Origin of the sequence: Pseudomonas putida, assembly GCF_050990305.1 — a bacterium.
Taxonomy (GTDB): Bacteria; Pseudomonadota; Gammaproteobacteria; order Pseudomonadales; family Pseudomonadaceae; genus Aquipseudomonas; species Aquipseudomonas putida_AH.
Map to the genome: position 1 here is coordinate 2783196 of NZ_CP158817.1, position 21289 is coordinate 2804484.

The 21289-nt window shown below is 63.3% G+C and carries 18 protein-coding genes; 16 read left to right on the top strand and 2 right to left on the bottom strand.

Going from position 1 to position 21289, the window contains the following annotated elements; translation table 11 throughout:
- The first annotated feature begins 13 nt into the window (after positions 1–13).
- Together ABTV22_RS12805 and ABTV22_RS12810 are read left to right on the top strand one after the other, a co-directional pair.
- Positions 14–787: an SDR family NAD(P)-dependent oxidoreductase gene (locus tag ABTV22_RS12805; RefSeq protein WP_433740597.1), complete on the top strand. Its 774-nt coding sequence runs from the start codon at positions 14–16 to the stop codon at positions 785–787.
- Positions 788–792: 5 nt separating this feature from the next.
- Entirely contained in the window at positions 793–1422 is a 630-nt protein-coding gene (locus tag ABTV22_RS12810) for a nuclear transport factor 2 family protein (RefSeq protein ID WP_224795710.1), read from the top strand.
- 619 nt (positions 1423–2041) lie between these two features.
- Here the strand turns inward: ABTV22_RS12810 and ABTV22_RS12815 are convergent.
- Together ABTV22_RS12815 and ABTV22_RS12820 are read right to left on the bottom strand one after the other, a co-directional pair.
- Positions 2042–3235: an acyl-CoA dehydrogenase family protein gene (locus ABTV22_RS12815; protein ID WP_433740599.1), complete on the bottom strand. Its 1194-nt coding sequence runs from the start codon at positions 3233–3235 to the stop codon at positions 2042–2044.
- The gene (locus tag ABTV22_RS12820) at positions 3232–4404 is read right to left on the bottom strand and encodes an acyl-CoA dehydrogenase family protein (protein WP_433740601.1); all 1173 of its coding nucleotides are present in this window, start codon (positions 4402–4404) and stop codon (positions 3232–3234) included. The genes ABTV22_RS12815 and ABTV22_RS12820 overlap by 4 nt, the downstream gene beginning before the upstream one ends.
- A gap of 884 nt (positions 4405–5288) precedes the next feature.
- On the opposite strand from ABTV22_RS12820, the gene ABTV22_RS12825 reads away from it, so the two are divergent.
- From ABTV22_RS12825 to ABTV22_RS12890, 14 genes are all read left to right on the top strand, one after another.
- Entirely contained in the window at positions 5289–6179 is an 891-nt protein-coding gene (locus ABTV22_RS12825) for a VOC family protein (protein ID WP_433740603.1), read from the top strand.
- Between the two features lie 12 nt (positions 6180–6191).
- Positions 6192–7067: a CoA transferase subunit A gene (locus ABTV22_RS12830; protein ID WP_433741382.1), complete on the top strand. Its 876-nt coding sequence runs from the start codon at positions 6192–6194 to the stop codon at positions 7065–7067.
- A gap of 12 nt (positions 7068–7079) precedes the next feature.
- A complete protein-coding gene (locus ABTV22_RS12835) occupies positions 7080–7877 on the top strand; it encodes a CoA-transferase subunit beta (RefSeq protein WP_433740605.1) in 798 nt (265 codons plus the stop codon).
- Between the two features lie 16 nt (positions 7878–7893).
- Positions 7894–8802: an enoyl-CoA hydratase gene (locus ABTV22_RS12840; RefSeq protein WP_433740607.1), complete on the top strand. Its 909-nt coding sequence runs from the start codon at positions 7894–7896 to the stop codon at positions 8800–8802.
- Complete coding sequence (locus ABTV22_RS12845; protein ID WP_433740609.1) at positions 8799–9911, top strand: NAD(P)H-dependent flavin oxidoreductase; 1113 nt, start codon at positions 8799–8801, stop codon at positions 9909–9911. Before ABTV22_RS12840 ends, ABTV22_RS12845 begins: the two co-directional genes overlap by 4 nt.
- A complete protein-coding gene (locus ABTV22_RS12850; RefSeq protein ID WP_433740610.1) occupies positions 9908–10660 on the top strand; it encodes an enoyl-CoA hydratase family protein in 753 nt (250 codons plus the stop codon). Before ABTV22_RS12845 ends, ABTV22_RS12850 begins: the two co-directional genes overlap by 4 nt.
- Before the next feature lie 9 nt (positions 10661–10669).
- Positions 10670–11827 (top strand): acyl-CoA dehydrogenase family protein, encoded by a 1158-nt coding sequence (locus tag ABTV22_RS12855; protein WP_433740612.1) that lies wholly within the window; start codon positions 10670–10672, stop codon positions 11825–11827.
- A 10-nt stretch (positions 11828–11837) separates the two neighbouring features.
- The gene (locus ABTV22_RS12860) at positions 11838–12896 is read left to right on the top strand and encodes an acyl-CoA dehydrogenase family protein (RefSeq protein ID WP_433740614.1); all 1059 of its coding nucleotides are present in this window, start codon (positions 11838–11840) and stop codon (positions 12894–12896) included.
- 3 nt (positions 12897–12899) lie between these two features.
- Positions 12900–14051, top strand: coding sequence for an acetyl-CoA C-acetyltransferase (locus tag ABTV22_RS12865; RefSeq protein ID WP_433740615.1), 1152 nt, complete (start codon positions 12900–12902; stop codon positions 14049–14051).
- Between the two features lie 55 nt (positions 14052–14106).
- The gene (locus ABTV22_RS12870) at positions 14107–14985 is read left to right on the top strand and encodes an SDR family oxidoreductase (protein WP_433740617.1); all 879 of its coding nucleotides are present in this window, start codon (positions 14107–14109) and stop codon (positions 14983–14985) included.
- A gap of 2444 nt (positions 14986–17429) precedes the next feature.
- A complete protein-coding gene (locus ABTV22_RS12875; protein ID WP_433740618.1) occupies positions 17430–18215 on the top strand; it encodes an SDR family oxidoreductase in 786 nt (261 codons plus the stop codon).
- Between the two features lie 10 nt (positions 18216–18225).
- Positions 18226–18696, top strand: coding sequence for a MaoC family dehydratase (locus ABTV22_RS12880; protein WP_433740620.1), 471 nt, complete (start codon positions 18226–18228; stop codon positions 18694–18696).
- A gap of 7 nt (positions 18697–18703) precedes the next feature.
- Positions 18704–19912 (top strand): acetyl-CoA C-acyltransferase, encoded by a 1209-nt coding sequence (locus ABTV22_RS12885; RefSeq protein WP_433740622.1) that lies wholly within the window; start codon positions 18704–18706, stop codon positions 19910–19912.
- 89 nt (positions 19913–20001) lie between these two features.
- A complete protein-coding gene (locus ABTV22_RS12890) occupies positions 20002–21201 on the top strand; it encodes a helix-turn-helix transcriptional regulator (protein ID WP_433740623.1) in 1200 nt (399 codons plus the stop codon).
- Positions 21202–21289 lie beyond the last annotated feature (88 nt).

Consider the following 21289-nt stretch of genomic DNA (forward strand, 5'->3'; position numbering starts at 1 on the left):
TGGAGACTGACTGATGAGCAAGCGTTTACAGGGGAAAATCGCCTTCGTCACCGGCGCAGGTTCCGGTATTGGTGAAGCCACCGCGCTGCGGTTTGCCGAGGAGGGCGCCACCGTGGTGCTGTGCGGACGGCGCGTGGAGCCGTTGCAAGGCGTGCAGGAAAAAATTCTCGGCTTGGGCGGCAAGGCTGAAGTGGCCGTTGCCGACGTCAGCGACGAACAAGCCTACGTCAGCGCACTGCAAGCCACGGCGCAACGCCACGGTCGCCTGGACATTCTGGTCAACAACGCGATGGCCTACACCTGGGGTGGCATCGACGCGATGTCCACCGCCGACTGGCACGCGAACTTTGCGACCACCGTGGATGGTACGTTCTGGGGCACTCGCACTGCGATGCAGCTGATGAAAGCGCAGGGCGGCGGCTCAATCGTCAACATCGCGTCGATCTGCGGCCTGTTCGGCACCGCACAAATGGCCGGATACTCGGCGGCCAAGGCGGCGGTCATCAACTTCAGCCGCGCGGCGGCCAGTGAAGGCGCGCCCCACAACATTCGCTGCAACGTGATCATTCCCGGCGTGGTCGATACCCCGGCCACCGCCGGCATGCTCGGCGACACCAAAGCCCGGGCCAACACCGAAAAAGTCATCCCGATGAAACGGGTGGGGCTGCCGGTGGAGTTGGCCAACGCCATCCTGTTCTTGGCCAGCGACGAGGCGTCCTATGTCACCGGCGCCAGTTTAGCGGTGGACGGCGGTCGCGGTTCCGATTTGTATACGGTGTTCGACTGATGGGCCTGGAATCCGCCGCGCTGCTTGAGCGCATCGACCGCCTGGAGTCGTTGGACGCCATCCGTCAATTGGCCGGCAAGTACGCCCTGGCCCTGGACATGCGCGACATGGACGCCATGGCCAATTGCTTCGCCCCGGACGTGCGCGTGGGCCGCGACAAGACCGGTCGCGCGCACCTCAAGGCGTGGCTGGACGAAACCATGCGCAAGCAGTTTCACGGTACGTCTCATCATCTGGGCCAGCACATCATCGAGTTCAGCGATCCGGATCACGCCACGGGGGTGGTCTATTCCAAGAACGAGCATGAGACGGGGCCTGAATGGGTGATCATGCAGATGCTGTACTGGGACGATTACGAGCGCATTGATGGACGCTGGTGCTTCCGCCGCCGCCTGCCGTGCTACTGGTACGCCACCGACCTGAACAAACCACCGATTGGCGGTCTGAAAATGCGCTGGCCGGGACGTGAGCCTTATGCCGGGACCTTTCATGAACTGTTCCCGTCGTGGGATGCGTTTTGGGCGCAGCGGCCGGACAAGGAGGCCTTGCCGGAGATTGCCGAGCCGGCGCCGTTGGAGGGTTTTTTGGCGACGTTGCGGCGGGGGGCGGGGGATCCGAAGATTCGGGTTCGTTGATTTTTTTGGATGGTGCACATATTCGTTGTTTTTGTGAGGGCGGATATTGGTTCCGCTCTTACAGCGGGTTACTTGGAAAAGCCTGTAGGAGCGAGCCCGCTCGCGATGGTCGTCAACGATGACGCGTGGTATCTGGATGCCCGCGGTGTTCCGGCGTTTTTCGCGAGCATGCTCGCTCCTACAGGGCCCGCCGCCGTCGGCCATCCATGGCCGGGGGCGGCTAAGCCGGCGTCCTGCCGGTTTCCCCACGGCTCAATGCCTGCGTTCGGCCATCGTGGTTTAACGGGGCGCCCAGATCAAAAACCAAAGCGAGGCGGCCTGACAGCCGACCTGACCTGGCTGGCATCCACATTCCCCCGTGGGAGCTGGCTTGCCAGCGATGACGGACTTCCATTCACCATGGATGTTGACTGACACACCGCCTTCGCGAGCAGGCTCGCTCCCACAAGGGGAGGCGCAGACCCGCCAAAACCAGGTCGGCTCGAAGGCTGCCTCGTTTTAGCGGTGCACGCCCCCTCGAGAGGCCGATGGCGGCGGGCCCTGTAGGAGCGAGCATGCTCGCGAAAAGCGCCGGAACACCGCGGATTACCGCAGCAACGGATATGCCCCCGAAAAGCCACTAATCCCGAACCCGCACCTCCCGAGGCATCCCCAGTGCCCGCTCGGCGATGATGTTGCGCTGTATCTCATTACTGCCGCCATAAATCGTGTCAGAACGGGCAAACAGAAACAGCGACTGCAAACGGCTCAACTGGTACGGCGCACCTTCGAGGATTTCAGCCTCGTCGCCCAGCACATCCATCGCCAGCTTCCCAAGGTCCGAATGCCAGGTGGACCAGGCCAGTTTGTAAATCATGGCTTCGCGGTTGAGGCTGCCATCCTGCGGACCAGAGAGCATGCGCAGCGAGTTGTAGCGCAACACCTTCAGCCCCGACCATGCCTGTGCGATGCGCTGGCGCAGCAACGGGTCGCGGGAAGCGCCATTGGCCCGGGCGATGCGGATGATCTCGTCGAGTTCGTTCTGGAAAAGCATTTGCTGGCCCAATGTCGAGACACCGCGTTCGAAGCCGAGCAGGGCCATGGCGATTTTCCAGCCGTCCCCCGGTTGGCCGATCAGGTTGTCGGCGTGGGTCACCGCCTGATCGAAAAACACTTCGTTGAATTCGCTGGTGCCCGTCAACTGCTGGATCGGTTGCACGCGGATCTGCGCCTGGGCCATCGGCACCAACAGGAACGACAAGCCATGGTGCCCCTGGCTGCCGGGTTCTGTGCGCGCCAGCACGAAACACCAGTCGGCCTCGTGGGCCAGCGAGGTCCAGACTTTCTGGCCGCTAATCAACCAATGCTCGCCGGTGGTATCGAGCCTGGCCCTGGTCTGGACATTGGCCAGGTCGGAACCGGCACCGGGCTCGGAATAGCCCTGGCACCAGAACTCGCTGCCATTGAGGATGCCGGGCAACAAGCGCTGTTGCTGGGCCGGGGTGCCGAAGGCGGCCAGGGTCGGGCCGACCAGCCCCTCGCCGATGTGGCCCATGCGTCCAGGGCCGCCAGCGCGGGCGTATTCTTCATGGAATATCACCTGCTGACTGATGGTCAGTCCCCGGCCACCCTGGTCCTTCGACCAGCCGACGCCAATCCAGCCACCGGCGGCCAATTCGCGCTCCCAGGCTTTGCGTTCTTCGACGAAGCTGTGCTCATCGCCCGGCCCGCCGCGAAACCGCAAGGGTGAAAACACGCCACTCAGGTGCTCGCTCATCCACACAGAGACTTCCTTGCGGAATGCTTCGTCTGCACGACTGAAACCGATTTTCATGCTTGCTCTCCCAGAAGATGCGCGGCCAGGCGCTCGCGGTGCAGCGCCGGGCTGCCCAGCAGATGCTCACCGGCGCGGGCGCGTTTGAAGTACAGGTGTGGGTCGTATTCCCAGGTGAAACCGACGCCGCCATGCAGTTGGATCGACTCGGCGGCACAGTGAAAAAACGCTTCGCTGGCATGGATTTTTGCGGTGGCGGCGGCCAGCTGTAGCTCAGTTGCTACTGAGGGATCACCCTCGGGGTCGAGACATTCCTGAGCCACGCAAGCGGCGTAGTAGGCAGCCGAACGGGCGCATTCGACTTGCAGCATCATGTCCGCGCAGCGGTGCTTGATTGCCTGGAAGCTGGCAATGGTGCGTTTGAATTGTCGGCGTTCGGCAATGTAGGCAAGGGTCAAGTCCAGGGCTTGTTGCGCACCGCCCGTTTGCTCGGCGGCGAGCCCGATGGTGGCGATCAGCAGGGTATCGCGCAGCACCGCCCAACCGTCCTCGGGCCCACAGAGCCGCTGTGCTTGGCTGACCCGCACCTCATGCAGCTCAACGCGCGCCAGGCGACGGGTCTGGTCCAGCGTGGCCAAAGGGTTGCGCATCACGCCCGATGTATCGCCGGGCAAGGCAAACAGGCTGATGCCTTGTTCACCCTGACTGCCGGGGGTGCGGGCGGCGACGATCAGCAGATCGGCCGATGCACCATCGATGACCTGGGTGTAATGGCCATTGAGGGTCCAACCCTCCGTGCATGGAACGGCCACGGCGTGGACGCTGCCCGCATCGAGTCCCGGCGCACTGGCGAAGGCCAGCGTCGCGCGGGTTTCGCCGCTTGCGATGGCGCCCAGCCAGTGATCCTTGACGGCCTCGTTGTGCCCCAGCAACAGGGCCGGGGTGGCCAGGCACGCCGTGGCGAACAACGGCGAGCCCAGCAGGTAGCGACCGCTTTGCTCCATCAGGATCGCCAGCTCGACAAACCCCAGGCCCATGCCGCCGAAACGCTCCGGCACCATCAAGGCTGGCCAATACAGCTCCTGGCCGATCCGCCGCCAGACCTCGGGATCATGCGCGTCCGGACGGTTCATGGCGGCGCGCACGGCATGGGAATCGCTGGCCTGGGCAAGAAAACGCTCGGCGCTGTCGCGAATCATCAGGTGTTCTTCGGTAAAAGCGAACTCCATGGGGTTGTCTCTGCAAGGCGGATGGATGCGGCAGTCTGGGGCGAGCGGGGCAGGGGTCGAATCACTAAAACGGACTAGGGCGGGGTGGCGCTATCCCACGTGTCATGGTTCTTCGCCTGTAGGAGCCAGGCTTGCCGGCGAACCGGACGTCGCGGTGTGTCAGTCAGACCGCGTTATCGTTCTTCGCGGGCGAGCCTCGCTCCTACGGGCGAACCGGACGCTGCGGTGTGTCTGTCGGGCCGCGTGATCGATCTTCGCCTGTAGGAGCCAGGCTTGCCGGCGAACCAGACAACGCGGTGTGTCTGTGGGACCGCGTCATCGTTCTTCGCGGGCGAGCCTCGCTCCTACGGGCGAACCGGACGCTGCGGTGTGTCTGTCGGGCCGCGTGATCGATCTTCGCCTGTAGGAGCCAGGCTTGCCGGCGAACTGGACGCTGCGGTGTGTCAGTCAGACCGCGTTATCGTTCTTCGCGGGCGAGCCTCGCTCCTACGGGCGAACCGGACGCTGCGGTGTGTCTGTCGGGCCGCGTCATCGTTCTTCGCCTGTAGGAGCCAGGCTCGCCGGCGAACCGGGCGTCGCGGTGTGTCAGTCAGACCGCGTCATCGTTCTTCGCGTGTAGGAGCCAGGCTTGCCGGCGAACCGGACGCTGCGGTGTATCTGTCATACCGCGTCATCGTTCTTCGCGGGCAAGCCTCGCTCCTACGGGCGAACCGGACGCTGCGGTGTGTCTGTGGGACCGCGTCATCGTTCTTCGCGGGCGAGCCTCGCTCCTACGGGCGAACCGGGCGCTGCGGTGTTGCTTAGTCTCAACGGACGATGAAGTGGTGGGTGGCGCTTTGCACAATACTCGCCACGCAACCCCTTCAGCCAATGAGAACCCAGGCATGATCGACATTCGCGGTTTGAGCTATTTCGTCTCGCAGATCGAAAACCTCAGTCAGTGGCAACGGTACGCCGAAGACGTTCTGGGCATGCAGGTGAGTCCGGCACCGGGCGGTGGCCTGTATGTGAAAATGGACGAGCGTCCGTTTCGCATGCTGATCGTCGAGGGCAGTGAAGCACGCTATCTGGCGTCCGGCTGGGAGCTGGCCAGCGAGCCGGCGTTTCAGGCGGCGCTTGAGCACCTGACCGCCGCCGGTATCGAATGGCAGCCAGGCAGCGCCGCCGAGATCGATCAGCGCGGTGTCCAGGCGCTGGTCAAACTCACCGACCCCTCGGGCAACTGCCATGAACTGAGCTGGGGCCATCGCTCCGATTGCCTGCCGTTCGTGTCGCCCCAAGGTGTGCCGCGTTTCATCACCGGCGACATGGGCCTGGGTCATACCGTGCTGCCGGCGCCGAATTTCGACGCGACCCTGGCGTTCGCCAAGGACGTGTTGGGTTTCCAACTCTCGGACATTTTCAACTTCCGTCCCGATCCGTCGGCACCGCCCATCCGCATTCACTTCCTGCATTGCCACAACGCCCGCCACCACAGCCTGGCGCTGGCCGAATACCCGGTGCCGTCCGGTTGCGTGCACGTGATGGTCGAGGTGGATTCGATGACCGAAGTCGGGCGCGCCCATGACCGGTTACTGGCCCATGACGTGAGCCTGTCGGCCACCCTCGGCCAGCACCTGAACGATCGCATGACCAGTTTCTACATGAAGACGCCGTCCGGATTCGATCTGGAATACGGCTTCGGTGGCTTGCAAGTCGACTGGGCCGAGCATTCGGCCTTCGAGTTCACCCGCGTGAGCATTTGGGGGCACGACTTTTCGGTCGGCCAACAGTAAGGAATCGTCATGATGAATAAACAACTGACAGCGGCCGATGCGGTCGCTCAACTGCGCGATGGCATGACCATCGGTTTCGGCGGCTGGGGCCCACGGCGCAAGCCGATGGCGATCGTGCGCGAGATCCTGCGTTCGCCCGTCAAGGACCTGACCGTGGTCGCCTACGGCGGCCCTGAAGTGGGCATGCTCTGCGCCGCTGGCAAGGTCAAAAAGCTGGTGTTCGGTTTCGCCACCCTCGATGCCATCCCGCTGGAACCCTACTACCGCAAGGCCCGCGAGGCCGGTGAGCTGGAGCTGCTGGAACTGGACGAAGGCATGTTCCAGTGGGGATTGCGTGCCGCTGGCATGCGCCTGCCGTTCCTGCCGACCCGTTGCGGTTTGGCTACCGACGTCACACGCCTGAATCCCGAACTCAAGACCATCGCCTCGCCCTATGCCGATGGTGAGGTCCTGCTGGCCATGCCGGCACTGAATCTCGACGTGGCGTTTTTGCATGTCAACGTCGCCGACCGCCTGGGCAATACCCTGGTGACCGGCCCGGACCCGTATTTCGATCACCTGTTCGCCCGCGCCGCGCAGCAGTGTTTCGTTTCCTGCGAACGCCTGGAAGAGCGCCTGCAATTGAGCGCCGAGCAGGCCCGGTTCAATACCTTTGAACGCTATCTGGTGAGCGGCGTGGTGCATGCACCGCTCGGTGCGCACCCGACTGCCTGCGCCCCTGACTACGGCTGGGACATGAAGCACCTCAAGGGCTATGTCGCCAGCAGCCAGGCGGAAAACGGCTGGCAGGACTATGTACAGACCTACGTCGCCGGCGGCGAGCAGGCCTATCAGGCACAGAACGGCGGTGCCGAATCCATGGGCGCCTTGCCCCTTCCCGTGTTCTAAGGATTAGCGACTATGTCTGCCACCTGTGATTTCACCCTCGCTGAACTGTTGATCGTCGCCGCCTCCGAAGCCTGGCGCGGCAATGGCGAAGTGATCGCCTCGGGCCTGGGCGTGATTCCGCGCCTGGGCGCGAGCCTGGCCAAACTCACCCACAGCCCTGAACTGTTGATGACCGACAGCGAAGCGTTCCTGGTCGAAGAGCCGATTCCCCTCGGCCCGCGTGGCGACTACGTGCCGCGTTACTCGGGCTATATGTCGTTCGAGCGAGTATTTGAGTGTGTGTGGGGCGGTCGTCGTCACGCAATGATCGGCCCGACCCAGATCGACCGCTGGGGCCAGACCAACCTGTCCTGCGTCGGCGACTATCAGAAACCCAAGACGGCGATCCTCGGCGTGCGCGGTTTGCCGGGCAACAGCATCAACCACCTGAATTCGTTTTTCGTCCCGAGCCACAACACCCGGGTATTCGTCAGCGACGAAGTGGACATGGTCTCCGGCGTCGGCTTCAAGGCCGACCGCTGGCCCGAAGGTGCGCGCCGCGACTTGATGGACATCCGTTGGGTGGTCAGCGATCTGTGCGTGCTGGATTTCGACGGCCCCGAGCGTGCGGTGCAAGTGCGCTCGTTGCACCCAGGCGTGACGTTCGAGCAGGTCCAGCAAAACACCGGCTTCCCGTTGCTCAAATCGGCGCAACTGCATGAAACCGTGCACCCGACCCCAGAGCAGTTGGCGCTGATCCGCCGACTCGATCCCCACGACTACCGCGCCACGGCGATCAAGGGCAACCCGCCCGGCATCCGTACGGCCTGAGGCAAGGACAGCGAACATGCACAGCAGCGAGAGTGAATTCGTCGTCCGCGAGGACAAAGCCGTCTACGAAACAGACACACCGGTGCTGTACAGCGTGGCCGAGGGGATTGCCACGCTGACGCTGAACCGGCCGACCTTCAACAACGCGCAAAACTCGCAGATGACCTACGCCCTGGACGCCGCTTTTCGCCAGGCGGTCAACGATGACGAGGTCAAGGTCATCGTCCTGCGGGGCAACGGCAAGCATTTCTCGGCGGGCCACGACATCGGCACGCCGGGCCGTGATATCGACAAGCCGTTCGAGCGTGCGCACCTGTGGTGGGACCACACCAACAAACCCGGTGGCGAGCAACTGTACGCCCGCGAGCAGGAAGTCTATTTGGGCATGTGCCGACGCTGGCGCGAGTTGCCCAAGCCGACCATCGCCATGGTCCATGGCGCCTGCGTGGCGGGCGGGCTGATGCTGGCCTGGGTGTGCGATTTGATCGTTGCCAGCGAAGACGCGTTCTTCCAGGACCCGGTGGTGCGCATGGGCATTCCGGGGGTGGAGTATTTCGCCCATCCCTATGAAATGAACCCGCGCATCGCCAAGGAATTCCTCTTCACCGGTGACCGCATGAGCGCCAATCGGGCCTGGCAAGTGGGCATGGTCAACCGCATGGTGCCCCGCGAAGAGCTGGAGCAGGTCACCTACGCGCTGGCCGCCGGCATCGCCAAACAGCCGCGCATGGGCCTGGCCCTGACCAAGCAAGCGATCAACCACGTCGAGGACTTGCAAGGTAAGCGCACGGCGATGGATGCGGTGTTCGCCTGGCACCATTTCGCCCATGCCCATAACGAGTTGTTGTCCGGCGACAAACTGGGCGGCTTCGATGCCAAAGGCATGGCCCGGGCCAACAAGCAGGCCGAGGACAAAAGCCAATGAACCGCTGGCTGGATACACCTCTGACCGAGGCGCTTGGTTGCCGCTACCCGATTGTGCAAACCGCCATGGGCTGGGTGGCCGATGCCAACCTGGTGATTGCCACGACCCAGGCCGGTGGCTTCGGCTTCCTCGCCGGGGCAACCATCCCGGCCAATGAGCTAGAAGGCGAAATCCGCAAAGTGATCGACGCCACCGGTGGCAGCAACTTCGGGCTCAATTTCCATATGTTCCAGGACAACGCCGCACAGTGCGTCGACCTGGCGATCCAGTACCGCCTGCGCGCCGTGAGCTACGGGCGCGGCCCGGACAAACAGACCATCGCCCGTTTCAAGGCGGCCAAGGTGCTGTGCATTCCTACCGTGGGCGCACTCAAGCATGCGCTGAAGGCGGTGGAGCTGGGCGCCGACCTGATCACTATCCAGGGCGGCGAGGGTGGCGGCCATACCGGCGGCGTGCCCAGCTCCATCCTGTTGCCTCAGGTATTGGCGGCGGTGAAGGTGCCGGTGATCGCGGCCGGCGGTTATGCCACCGGCCGTGGTCTGGCCGCCGTGTTGGCCGCCGGTGGTGCCGGCATCGCCATGGGCACGCGGTTCCTCATGACCCGCGAATCGCCGACACCCGCTGCGACCTTGCAGCGCTACCTGAAGGTCAACGACCCGCAGCAGGTGCGGGTGACCACGGCCGTGGACGGCATGCGCCATCGCATGATCGAAAACCGCTTCATCAATCATCTGGAGCAGGCCGGCCCCTTTGGGCGCTTGCGCATCGCATTGGGCAGTGCCTGGCAGTGGAAGCAGCAGACCGGCATGAGCCTGGGGCACATGGCGTCGGTGTTCATCCGTGCGCTGCGCGAAGACCCTTCGGCACTGTCGCAGGTGGTGATGGCCGCCAACCAGCCTGTGCTGTTGCAACGCTCGATGGTCGATGGCGCCCCGGACGAAGGCATCTTGCCCAGCGGCCAGGTCGCAGCGGCCATCGGCGAATTGCTCAGTTGCCGTGAAGTCATCGAGGGCATCGCCAGCGAAGCCGAGCAATGCCTCGACGCGCTCGTGGCCCGTCGCCAGGCCTATGTCCCGAATCAACCCGCCAGTATTGGAGAACCCCTGTGAACCAGGCATTTACCACACAACTCAATCAGGGGATCGCGGAGCTGGTGATCGCCAAACCACCGGTCAACGCCCTCGACAGCCAGCAATGGCACGCCCTGGCGCGGGAAATCGACGCCCTGGGCGCCAACCCCGAGGTGCGGGTGATCGTGATCCGCGCCGAAGGTCGGGGCTTTTGCGCCGGTGTCGACATCAAGGAACTGGACAAATATCCGGAGAGGATCGTCGACGTTAACGCCGGTAACTACGCGACGTTCAAGGCCGTGCACCGCAACCCGGTGCCGGTGATCGTCGCGGTGCATGGCTTCGTCCTCGGTGGCGGCATTGGCATTACCGGGGCGGCGGACATCGTCATCGCCTCCGACTGCGCGACCTTCGCGTTGCCGGAAGTCGACCGTGGCGCCATGGGTGGCGGTGCGCACTTGCAGCGTCTGTTCCCGGTGCAAAAAGTCCGTTACCTGTTCTTTACCGGTGACAGCATCGGTGCCCCCGAAGCCCTGCAATACGGTTTTATCGAACGAATCGTCAGCAAGGATCAATTGCGCGAAACCGCCCTGGGCATCGCCGCGAAAATCGCCGAGAAAAGCCCGAGCATGATCCGCATCGCCAAGGAAGCCTTGAACGGCATCGAAGACGGCAACCTGGAAGACAAATACCGCTGGGAGCAGGGCTTCACCATGCAGGCCTACAGCAGTCCTGACTCGGCGGAGACCCGTCGGGCCTTCGTCGAAAAACGCGACGCCAAGTTCTGAGGGAACGCCATGGAACTGACTTACACCCCCCAACAAACCGCCTTCCGCGCTGAAGCACGTGCCTGGCTTGCGGCCAACCTGCCGAGCGAGCCGCTGGCCAGCTACGACACCCGTGAAGGCTTCGAACAACACCGTGCCTGGGAAGCGAAGCTGTTCGAGAGTCGCTGGTCGATGGTGATGTGGCCCGCCGAGCTGGGCGGTCGCGGTTGCGACCTGATCGAGTGGCTGATCTTCGAGGAAGAGTACTACGGTGCCGGGGCGCCGATGCGCGTCAACCAGAATGGCCAATTGCTGTTGGGGCCGACGCTGATGGAGTTCGGCACGCCGGAACAGAAACAGCGTTTCCTGCCGCGCATGGCCGCCAGCCTCGACATGTGGGCACAGGGCTGGTCGGAGCCGAACGCCGGCTCGGACATGGCCGCGATCACCAGCAAGGCGACACGCGACGGCGAGCATTACGTGATCAACGGCCAGAAAACCTGGTCGACCCGAGCGATCTTCGCCGACTGGCTGTTTGGCCTGTTTCGCAGCGAGCCGGGCTCCAGTCGCCACCATGGCCTGTCGTTTGTGATGGTGCCGCTCAACGCACCGGGCGTGAGCATTCGCCCGATCAAGGCGCTCAATGGCAAGGACGCGTTTGCCGAAGTGTTTTTCGACGACGTCCGGGTGCCGGTGGGCAACCGCATTGGCGCCGAAGGGCAGGGTTGGCATGTGGCAATGGCCACCGCCGGCTTCGAGCGCGGGCTGTTGCTGCGCTCGCCGGCGCGCTTCCAGTACACCGCGCGCAAGTTGGTGGAACTCTATAAAGCCAACCGCGAGAGTGCCGACCGCGATCCGAGCCTGCGCGACGCGGTGCTGGAAACCTGGATGGGCGCCGAGGCGTATGCCCTGTCGGCCTACTACACGGTCGGGCGGCTCAGCCGGGGCGAGCAGATCGGTGCCGAGTCGAGCATCAACAAGATCATCTGGTCGGAGCTCGACCTGAAAATGCACGAAACCGCGATGCGCATCCTCGGTGGCCGTGCCGAGCTGCTGCCGTCGGCGGACGCCGATGCGGCGGGCTGGCTGGAGGGTTTCCTGTTCGCCCAGTCCGGACCGATCTACGCCGGGACCAACGAAATCCAGCGCAACATCATTGCCGAGCGGATGCTCGGTTTGCCGAAATAAGGAACGGGCCATGGACTTCACTTTTACCGATGACCAGCTGACGTTTCGCGAAGCCATCAGTCGTTTCCTGATGACCGAAGCCGCCCCGGAAATGCTCCGGGAAATCTGGGAGACCGATGTCGGTCGCTCACCGGACCTGCGCGGCAAGATTGCCGAACAGGGCCTGACCGCCTTGTCGGTCCCCGAGGCCGAGGGTGGCCTGGGCATGGACGATGTGGCGTGGGCGTTGATGACCCAGGAACTGGGGTATTACGCGATTCCCGACTCCCTGGCCGACACCGCGTATGTCGCCACTGGCCTGCTCGCCGGTCTGGAGAGCGGGCACCCGGCGCGCAGCGGCCTGCTGCCGCGCATTGCCGAGGGCACTGTGCGCATTGCCATCGGCCATCCGCTCAATCCACTGGTCAGCGATGCACAACAGGCGGAAGTCTTGATCCTGATCGATGGCGACGACCTGCACATCGTGCCCCGCGCCCAGGTGGATGTGTTGCAGCAGCCGAGCATCGACGCCTCCCGGCGCCTGGGGCGAGTCAGCTGGAACCCGACCCCGGCCACCTGTGTGGCCAGCGGCGAATTGGGGCGTACCTTGCAGGCGCGACTGCTGGACCGTGGTGCCTTGTCGGTCGCCGGGCAACTGCTCGGGCTGGCGCAACGCATGCTCGATTTGTCCGTGGACTACGTCGCGCAACGTAAGCAGTTCGGCAAGCCGATCGGCAGCTTCCAAGCCGTCAAGCATCACCTGGCCGATGTCGCCCGCCACATCGAACAGGCCAAGCCGGTGCTGTACCGCGCTGCCCACGGTCTGGCCCGGGGCGATGCCAACGCCAGCGTCTGGGTGTCCCAGGCCCGCCTGGCTTGCTGCGAAGCCAGTTGGATCGCGGCGCGCAAGGGCATTCAGGTGCATGGTGCGATGGGGTACACCTGGGAAGTCGACCTGCAAATGTTCATGAAACGAGCCTGGGCGCTCGATGCATCCTGGGGTGATCGCGGTTTTCATAAAACCCGAGTCAGTGACTACCTGTTCACCGACGGTGCCCGCCTGGGCCCGGGCCATACTTTCGAGGAGTGAGTCATGCCAGAGGCCTACATTGTTGATGCACTGCGCAGCCCGACCGGCAAGCGCAAGGGTGCCTTGAGCGACGTCCATGCCATCGACCTGGGCGCCCAAGTGCTCAAGGCATTGGTGGAACGCAACGTGATTCCCGGCGAAGACTATGACGACGTGATCTTCGGTTGCGTCGACACCATCGGTTCCCAGGCCGGGGATATCGCCCGCACCAGTTGGCTGGCGGCCGGATTGCCGTTAAATGTGCCCGGCACCACGATTGATCGCCAGTGTGGCTCGTCGCAACAGGCGCTGCATTTTGCGGCGCAGGCGGTGATGAGCGGCACCCAGGACGTGATCGCCGTCGGCGGGGTGCAAACCATGACCCGGATTCCGATTTCCTCGGCGATGTTGGCCGGGCAGCCGCTGGGTTTCCCCGATCCGTTTTCCGGCAGCGAAGGTTGGCGCGCTCGCTTCGGTGATCAACCGGTCAACCAGTTCTACGCCGCACAGCGCATTGCCGATCACTGGAATATCAGCCGCGAGCAGATGGAAGCCTTCGCCCTGCAAAGCCATGCCCGCGCGTTGGCCGCTATCGAGAGCGGGCGCTTCGCTCGGGAAATCGTTGCCTGCAATGGTTTGCGCGTGGATGAAACACCGCGCCTGACCAGCCTTTCGAAAATGGCTGAGTTGCAGCCGGTGGACCCGCAATTTCCGTCGATCACGGCCGCTGTTTCAAGCCAGACCTGCGACGCCTCGGCGGCCTTGCTGGTGGTGTCGGAGGCGGCGCTCAAGCGTTACGACCTGACGCCACGGGCGCGCATCCATCACCTCACGGTGCTGGGCGACGACCCGATCTGGCACCTGACCGCGCCCATCGCCGCGACCCGTCGGGCTTTGGAAAAAACCGGCCTGCGCATGAGCGACATTGATTGTGTCGAAATCAATGAAGCCTTTGCTTCGGTGGTCATGGCCTGGGCCAAGGAGCTCGATTACGACCCGGCGCGCACCAACGTTAATGGTGGCGCCATCGCCTTGGGCCACCCGTTGGGCGCCACGGGCGCGCGGTTGATGACCACGCTGTTGAACGAACTGGAATGCAGCGGTGGCCGCTATGGCCTGCAGACCATGTGCGAAGGCGGCGGCCAGGCCAACGTCACGATCATCGAACGCCTTTAATTTTCTTATCTATCCGTATTGCCGCCCCAGGGGCGTGCAGTCAAAGGAGTGAAGCATGGCTATTTGTTCAGGCCGCACCGTGATCATCACCGGGGCCGGCGGCGGGCTCGGTCGCGCCTATGCGCTGGCGTTCGCCGCTGCGGGCGCCAACGTGGTGATCAATGATATCCGCGCCGATGCGGCGCAAGATGTCGCGGGCGAAATCCTTGCCAGCGGTGGCCAGGCCATTGCCAACAGTGATGACATCACCACCCTGGCCACCGCGCAGCACATCATCGATGCGGCGTTGGCGGCGTTCGGTGAAGTGCATGTGTTGGTCAACAATGCCGGGGTGCTGCGCGACCGCATGTTCATCAGCCTCAGCGAAGAAGACTGGGACATGGTGATGCGCGTGCACCTCAAGGGGCATTACTGCCTGGCCAATCTGTTGGGGCGGCGTTGGCGGGATCTGGCCAAGGCCGGCACACCGGTTGACGGTCGCATCATCAACACCAGCTCCGGTGCAGGCCTTCAAGGCTCGGTGGGGCAGTCCAACTATTCGGCAGCCAAGGGCGGGATTGCCGCGTTGACGTTGGTGCAGGCGGCTGAGTTGGCGCGCTACGGCATTACCGCCAACGCGTTGGCTCCGGCGGCACGCACCTCGATGACCGAAAGCGCAATGCCGGATGTGGTGAAGAAGCCTGAGGACGGTGGTTTCGATGCCTGGGCTGCGGAAAACGTTGCGCCATTGGTGGTGTGGCTGGGTAGCGCGGAGTCGGCGCACGTCAGTGGCCAGGTCTTCGAGAGCCAGGGTGGGCGGATTTCCCTGGGGGATGGGTGGCGCACTGGCGTGACCCGTGACAAGGGGGCGATGTGGCGGGTGGAGGAGATTGGTGCGGCTGTTGACGAGATTCTTGCTGAGGCGCCTAAGGCTCAGAGGGTTTGGGGGACGTAGGGGCTGGTGGGGCGGGTGTACATATCCGGCTTCTCGGTTACGGCCACTTACCTCAAAGTCCAAAGCGAGGCGGCCTACGAGCCGACCTGGTTTTGGCAGGTGTCCACATTCCCCTGTGGGAGCTGGCTTGTCGGGTCGCCGCATCGCAGCGATGGCTGCCTGGCTGACGACCAACACCTTTCAGGTACGCCCCGATCCAATCGTAGGAGCGATGCTTGCTCGCGATGGTCGTCAACGATGACGCGGGCTGTCTGAATGCCCGCGTTGTCTGGATGTTTTTCGCGAGCATGCTCGCTCCTACAGGGAGCGTTGCGTTTGCTCGCAAAAAGCCTGGAGGGTGTACATATCCGTTGGTGCAGTAACGGCCACTAATGGTTTCGCCCTTACGGCGAGTCACTTGGAGAAGCGCCAAGTAACCAAGCGCTTTTGCCCCTTTCGTTCGGTGCCTCGCCATGGCTCGGCATGCCCTCGCTCCGGTCCTGCTCCGTGGGCCCGCCGCCATCGGCCATCCATGGCCGGGGGCGGCTAAACCGGCATCCATGCCGGTTTGCCCACTGCGCAGAACCTCCACTCGGCCTCTCGAGGGGGCGTGTGCCTCAAAATCCAAAGCGAGGCGGCCTACGAGCCGACCTGGCTTTGGCAGGTGTCCGCATTCCCCTGTGGGAGCTGGCTTGTCGGGTCGCCGCATCGCAGCGATGGCTGCGTAGCTGACGACCAACGCCTTTCAGGTACGCCCCGATCCAATCGTAGGAGCGATGCTTGCTCGCGATGGACGTCAACGATGACTCGGAGGTGTCTGAATGCTCGTTTTGTCCTGATGTTTTTCGCGAGTAAGCTTCGCTCCTACAGAGGTAGTCGTTCACTTCAGACCCGCCAAACCGAGGCGGCCTACGAGCCGACCTGGCTTTGGCAGGTGTCCACATTCCCCTGTGGGAGCTGGCTTGCCAGTGATGGCGACCTGACTGGCGATCAACGCCTTTCAGGCACACCCGATCCAATTGTAGGAGCGAGCCTGCTCGCGAAAAATGCCCAGACAACACGGGCATCCAGACACCCCGCGTCATCGTTGACATCCATCGCGGGCAAGCCACGCTCCCACAGGGGAAAGCGTTCACGTGTGGTCAGGTCGGCTCGAAGGCCGCCTCGCGTTGGTTTTGGATCTGAGCGCCCCGTTAACCACGATGGCCGAACGCAGGTATTGCGCAGTGGGGAAACCGGCAGGACGCCGGTTTAGCCGCCCCCGGCCATGGATGGCCGATGGCGGCGACCCACGGAGCAATGCCGGAGTGAGGGCATGCCGAGCCTAGGCGAGGCACCAAGTGGTGGGGCAAGAGCGCTTGGTTACTTGGCGCTCTTCCAAGTAACCCGCTGTAAGAGCGGAACCCTAAGCAGCCGTGACCGCAGCAACGGATATGTGCACCCTCCAGACTTTTAGCGAGCAGGCCCAACGCCTCCCTGTAGGAGCGAGCTTGCTCGCGAAAAAACGCCCAGACAACACGGGCATCCAGACAGCCCGCGTCATCGTTGACGTTCATCGCGAGCAGGCTCGCTCCTACAGTTTGATTGCGGTGTGCCTGGAAGGTGTTGGCCGTCAGCCACGCCGCCATCGCTGCGATGCGGCGACCCGACAAGCCAGCTCCCACAGGGGAATGCGGACACCAGCCCAAGTCAGGTCGGCTCGAAGGCCGCCTCGCTTTGGTTTTGGATCTGAGCGCCCCGTTAACCACGATGGCCGAACGCAGGCATTGCGCCGTGGGGAAACCGGCAGGACGCCGGTTTAGCCGCCCCCGGCCATGGATGGCCGATGGCGGCGACCCACGGAGCAATGCCGGAGTGAGGGCATGCCGAGCCCAGGCGAGGCACCAAGTGGTGGGGCAAGAGCGCTTGGTTACTTGGCGCTCTTCCAAGTAACCCGCTATAAGAGCGGAACCAATAGCCGCCGTTACAAAAACAACGGATATGTGCACCCTCCAGACTTTTAGCGAGCAGGCCCAACGCCTCCCTGTAGGAGCGAGCTTGCTCGCGAAAAACGCCCAGACAACACGGGCATCCAGACACCCCGCGTTATCGTTGACGTCCATCGCGGGCAGCCACGCTCCTACGGGGGAAAGCGTTCACTCGAAAACAGATTGGCTGTAAGGCCGCCTCGCTTTGGTTTTGGACCTGGGCGCCCCGTTAACCACGATGGCGGCGACTCCTGTAGGAGCGAGCATGCTCGCGATGAACCTGAGAGCAACGAGGAGTGACAGGTGCCCAGCATCATCGTTGACGACCATCGCGAGCATGCTCGCTCCTACAGGCTTTTCCAAAGTGACTAGTCGTGAGGGTGAAACCGCCAACCCAAAGCAAACACCCGACCCCGCCATACCCCGTTTTGACGATGTGCCACCCCCAAGCCCCGCGTTATACCTGACAGCGTACAGATCCCTTCGGAGGTAAACGCTGTGAAACAAGCCCCCCCTTATGTTCCCGGTCACCAACTGCTATCAGGCAAGTCGGTGCTGATCACCGCCGCAGCCGGCGCCGGTATTGGTTACTCGGCCGCCCGGCGCAGCGCCGAGGAGGGCTGTCGGGCGTTGATGATTTCCGACGTGCACCCACGTCGTCTCGAAGAAGCCGTGGAGCGCCTCAAGGCCGAAACCGGCCTGCAAGCCATCTATGGCCAGTTGTGCAACGTCACCGTTGAAGACGAAGTCCAGGCCTTGGTGGCCAGCGCTGAAAATCTGCTTGGCGGTGTCGACGTGTTGATCAACAACGCAGGCCTCGGTGGCCAGAAGCGCCTGGTCGAGATGAGCGACGAGGAGTGGCTGCGGGTACTGGATGTGACCCTGACCGGCACCTTCCGCATGACCCGCGCGATGCTGGGGCCGATGCAGCGCCGTGGTGCCGGGGCCATCGTCAACAATGCCTCGGTCCTCGGCTGGCGCGCGCAGAAGGAGCAGGCGCATTACGCCGCCGCCAAGGCCGGGGTCATGGCCCTGACCCGTTGCAGCGCGCTGGAAGCCGCCGAGTACGGTGTGCGCATCAACGCGGTGTCGCCCTCGATAGCCCTGCATGACTTTCTCAAGAAGGCCTCCAGCGAAGAGCTGCTCGCCAGCCTGGCCGGACGCGAAGCTTTCGGCCGTGCCGCCGAGGTCTGGGAGGTGGCCAACGTGATGATGTTCCTGGCCAGCGATTACGCCTCCTACATGGTCGGCGAAGTGCTGTCCGTCAGTTCCCAACAAGCCTGAGGAATCAGCCATGAGTCATGTTTTCAGCAGTGCCCAGGCGTTGCTCAAGGCCGAGGGCCTGGACCTGGGGTGTACCGAGTGGCTGACCATCAGCCAGGAACGCATCGATTTATTCGCCGAAGCCACCGGCGATCACCAGTGGATTCATGTCGATCCGGTACGCGCCGCCAGCGGTCCGTTCGGTGCGTGCATCGCCCACGGTTACCTGACCCAGTCGCTGGTCAACCTGTTCCTGCCGCAATTGATCACCCTCGACAACATGGCGATGGGCGTCAATTACGGCAGTGACCGCGTGCGCTTTCCGGCACCGGTCAAGGTCGGCTCGCGGGTGCGCGGCAGCGCCAGCATCGTGCGCGCCGAACAGCTCGCGGACACGGTGCAACTGGTGGTGCGCGTGACCGTAGAAGTGGAAGGCCAGTCACGCCCTGGTTGCGTGATCGACACCATCAGCCGTTACACCTTCAACCCAATTACCGAGTGAGCCTGTCATGGACCTGAATGAAGTTGTCATCGTCGCCACCGCGCGCACCGCGCTGGCCAAATCCTTTCGCGGCTCGTTCAACGATACCGAAGCCCCAGTGCTGGGCGGGCACGTGGTGCGTGCCGTGGTCGAGCGCGCCGGTATCGAGCCGGGTGAAGTGGACGATGTGATCATGGGCGCGGCGGTGCAGCAGGGCACCCAGGCCTACAACATCGGCCGCCTGTGCGCCTACACCGGCGGCTTGCCGGACACCGTGCCGGGCATGGCCCTGGATCGCATGTGCGCCTCGGGCTTGATGAGCATCGGCGTTGCCGCCAAGGGCATCATGACCGGCGAATTGAACATCGCCATCGGCGGTGGCGTGGAGTCGTTGTCGCTGACCCAGACCAAGCACAAGAACAGCTACCGCGCCCAGTCCGAAGCCGTGCTGGAGATCATGCCCAGCGCCTACATCCCGATGCTGGAGACCGCTGAAATCGTCTCGCGCCGCTACGGCATCAGCCGCGCTGCCCAGGACGAATATTCCCTGCTGAGCCAATTGCGTACCGCTGCCGCCCAGCGTGACGGTCTGTTCGACGAAGAAATCGTCGGCCTGAGCGTCGATAAGCTGTGTTTCGATGCCGATGCAAAGCCCAGTGGTCACCAGCGTGTGTTGGTCGAGCGCGACGAATGCAACCGCCCGAACACTCGCCTGGAGGACTTGGCGGCACTGAAGCCGGTGTGGAAAGACGGAAAATGGATCGAGCAGGGTGAGTTCATTACCGCTGGCAACGCCTCGCAGTTCTCCGACGGTGCGTCGGCCAGCCTGCTGATGAGCCGTTCGGAAGCCAAGCGGCGCGGGTTGACGCCGCTGGGTATCTACCGGGGCATTGCCGTGGGCGGCTGTGCGCCGGAGGAAATGGGCATCGGCCCGGTGGTGGCCGTACCCAAGTTACTCAAGCGCTTTGGTTTGAGTGTTTCGGATATCGGCCTGTGGGAAATCAACGAAGCCTTTGCCTGCCAGGTCCTGCATTGCCGCGATGCCCTGCAAATTCCGGCCGAGCGCCTGAATGTCAACGGCGGCGCCATCTCCATTGGTCACCCGTTCGGCATGTCCGGGGCGCGCATGGTCGGCCATGCACTGCTGGAAGGTCGTCGTCGCGGTGCCCGGTATGTGGTGATCGCCATGTGCATTGGCGGTGGCATGGGCGCGGCCGGGTTGTTCGAATTGCCGTAAGGCTCATCGCGGTGCATTGCGCATCGATATCACCCATGACCATTGATTCAAGCGAGGCCCAGTCCGGGCCTCGTTGCGGGGGAGTGGCAATGCAAAGTCGTTTGACGAATACACAGGTCCTGTCGGAGATGGGGTTGGAGCTGGCCGATTACGAACGGCTCATCGGCAACATGTACGATTCGGCCATGGATATTCGCCGCCTGGGGGAGTCGCTGCGCCAGTTGCGTTCGCTGTTCAAGGCCAATTTCGTGACCTTGATCCTGCGCGTTCAGGACGAGCCGCTGCTGTCGCCAATGATGGTTGCCGGCGACGTCGAGCCGGAGGAGGGCGGCATCAACCACTACGCCTACTACTCCAAGTCCACGCTGTTCGACAGTCTGCCCACCGACACGGTGTTCACCGTCGATGAGTTGATGAGCGAGGCCGAATGGGTCAGTTCTTCGTTTTATCTGTTGTACTGCCAACCTCATAACTGTCTCCAGATGCTTGGCGCCGATATCCGAATGCCCGATGGCAGTGCCGTGCGTTTCCGGATCAACCGGCCACCGGGGCAGGCACGGTTTTCCCAAGTTGATCGCGCCATGTGCGAGATGCTCTTGCCGCATTTGCGCCGTGCGTTGCACATGCATTCACAGCTCGATCGCAGCGAGTCCCTGGGCAGTCTGTATTCGCAGACCATCAGCCGCATGGCGGTGGCGACTTTTGTGCTCGATGAGAATGGCAGTGTGGTGCAACTCAACTCGGTGGCGCGGGAGATTCTCGACAGCCAGGACGGCCTTAAAGTCGTCGGCGGCCGGCTTGAGGCCACGTACCCCAGTGACAATCGTGAGCTGCTGCGCCTGGTGCGCAACGCCTTTGCGCGAGCAAGGCCCGGCGGTGCCGGGTTACAGGGCGCCGAGGCCATGTCGATTTCCCGACCCTCGGGGAAAGTCAGCCTGGGGGTGGTGGTGGAATTGATCCCGACCCAGGAACTGGTCGAGGGCCGGGGCAAGCCGACGGTCGTGGTCTATGTACGCGATGCGGTCAGCAAGTCGCTGGTCAGTAACGTGGCGACGTCGCAGCTCTACAACCTGACCCCGGCGGAAACCGCGCTGGCCCTGGAGCTGGCCAACGGGCTGTCGCTGGAGGAAGCGTCGGAGACCTTGAGCATCCGCCGCAATACCGCCCGCGCGCACTTGCGTTCGATTTTTTCCAAGACCGGTGTGCGCCGCCAGACCGAGTTGGTGAGGATCATGCTCAACAGTGTCGTGGCGTTGGCGCAAGCGCATTCGCCTGAGCTGGCCGAGTAAGCGATTGAGGCTGTCTTTGTTCCGCTTCGCGCAAAAATGCGTTAGTCCGTGCGGACGATGCTTGCGACTTCTTGGCCTGCCGATACTG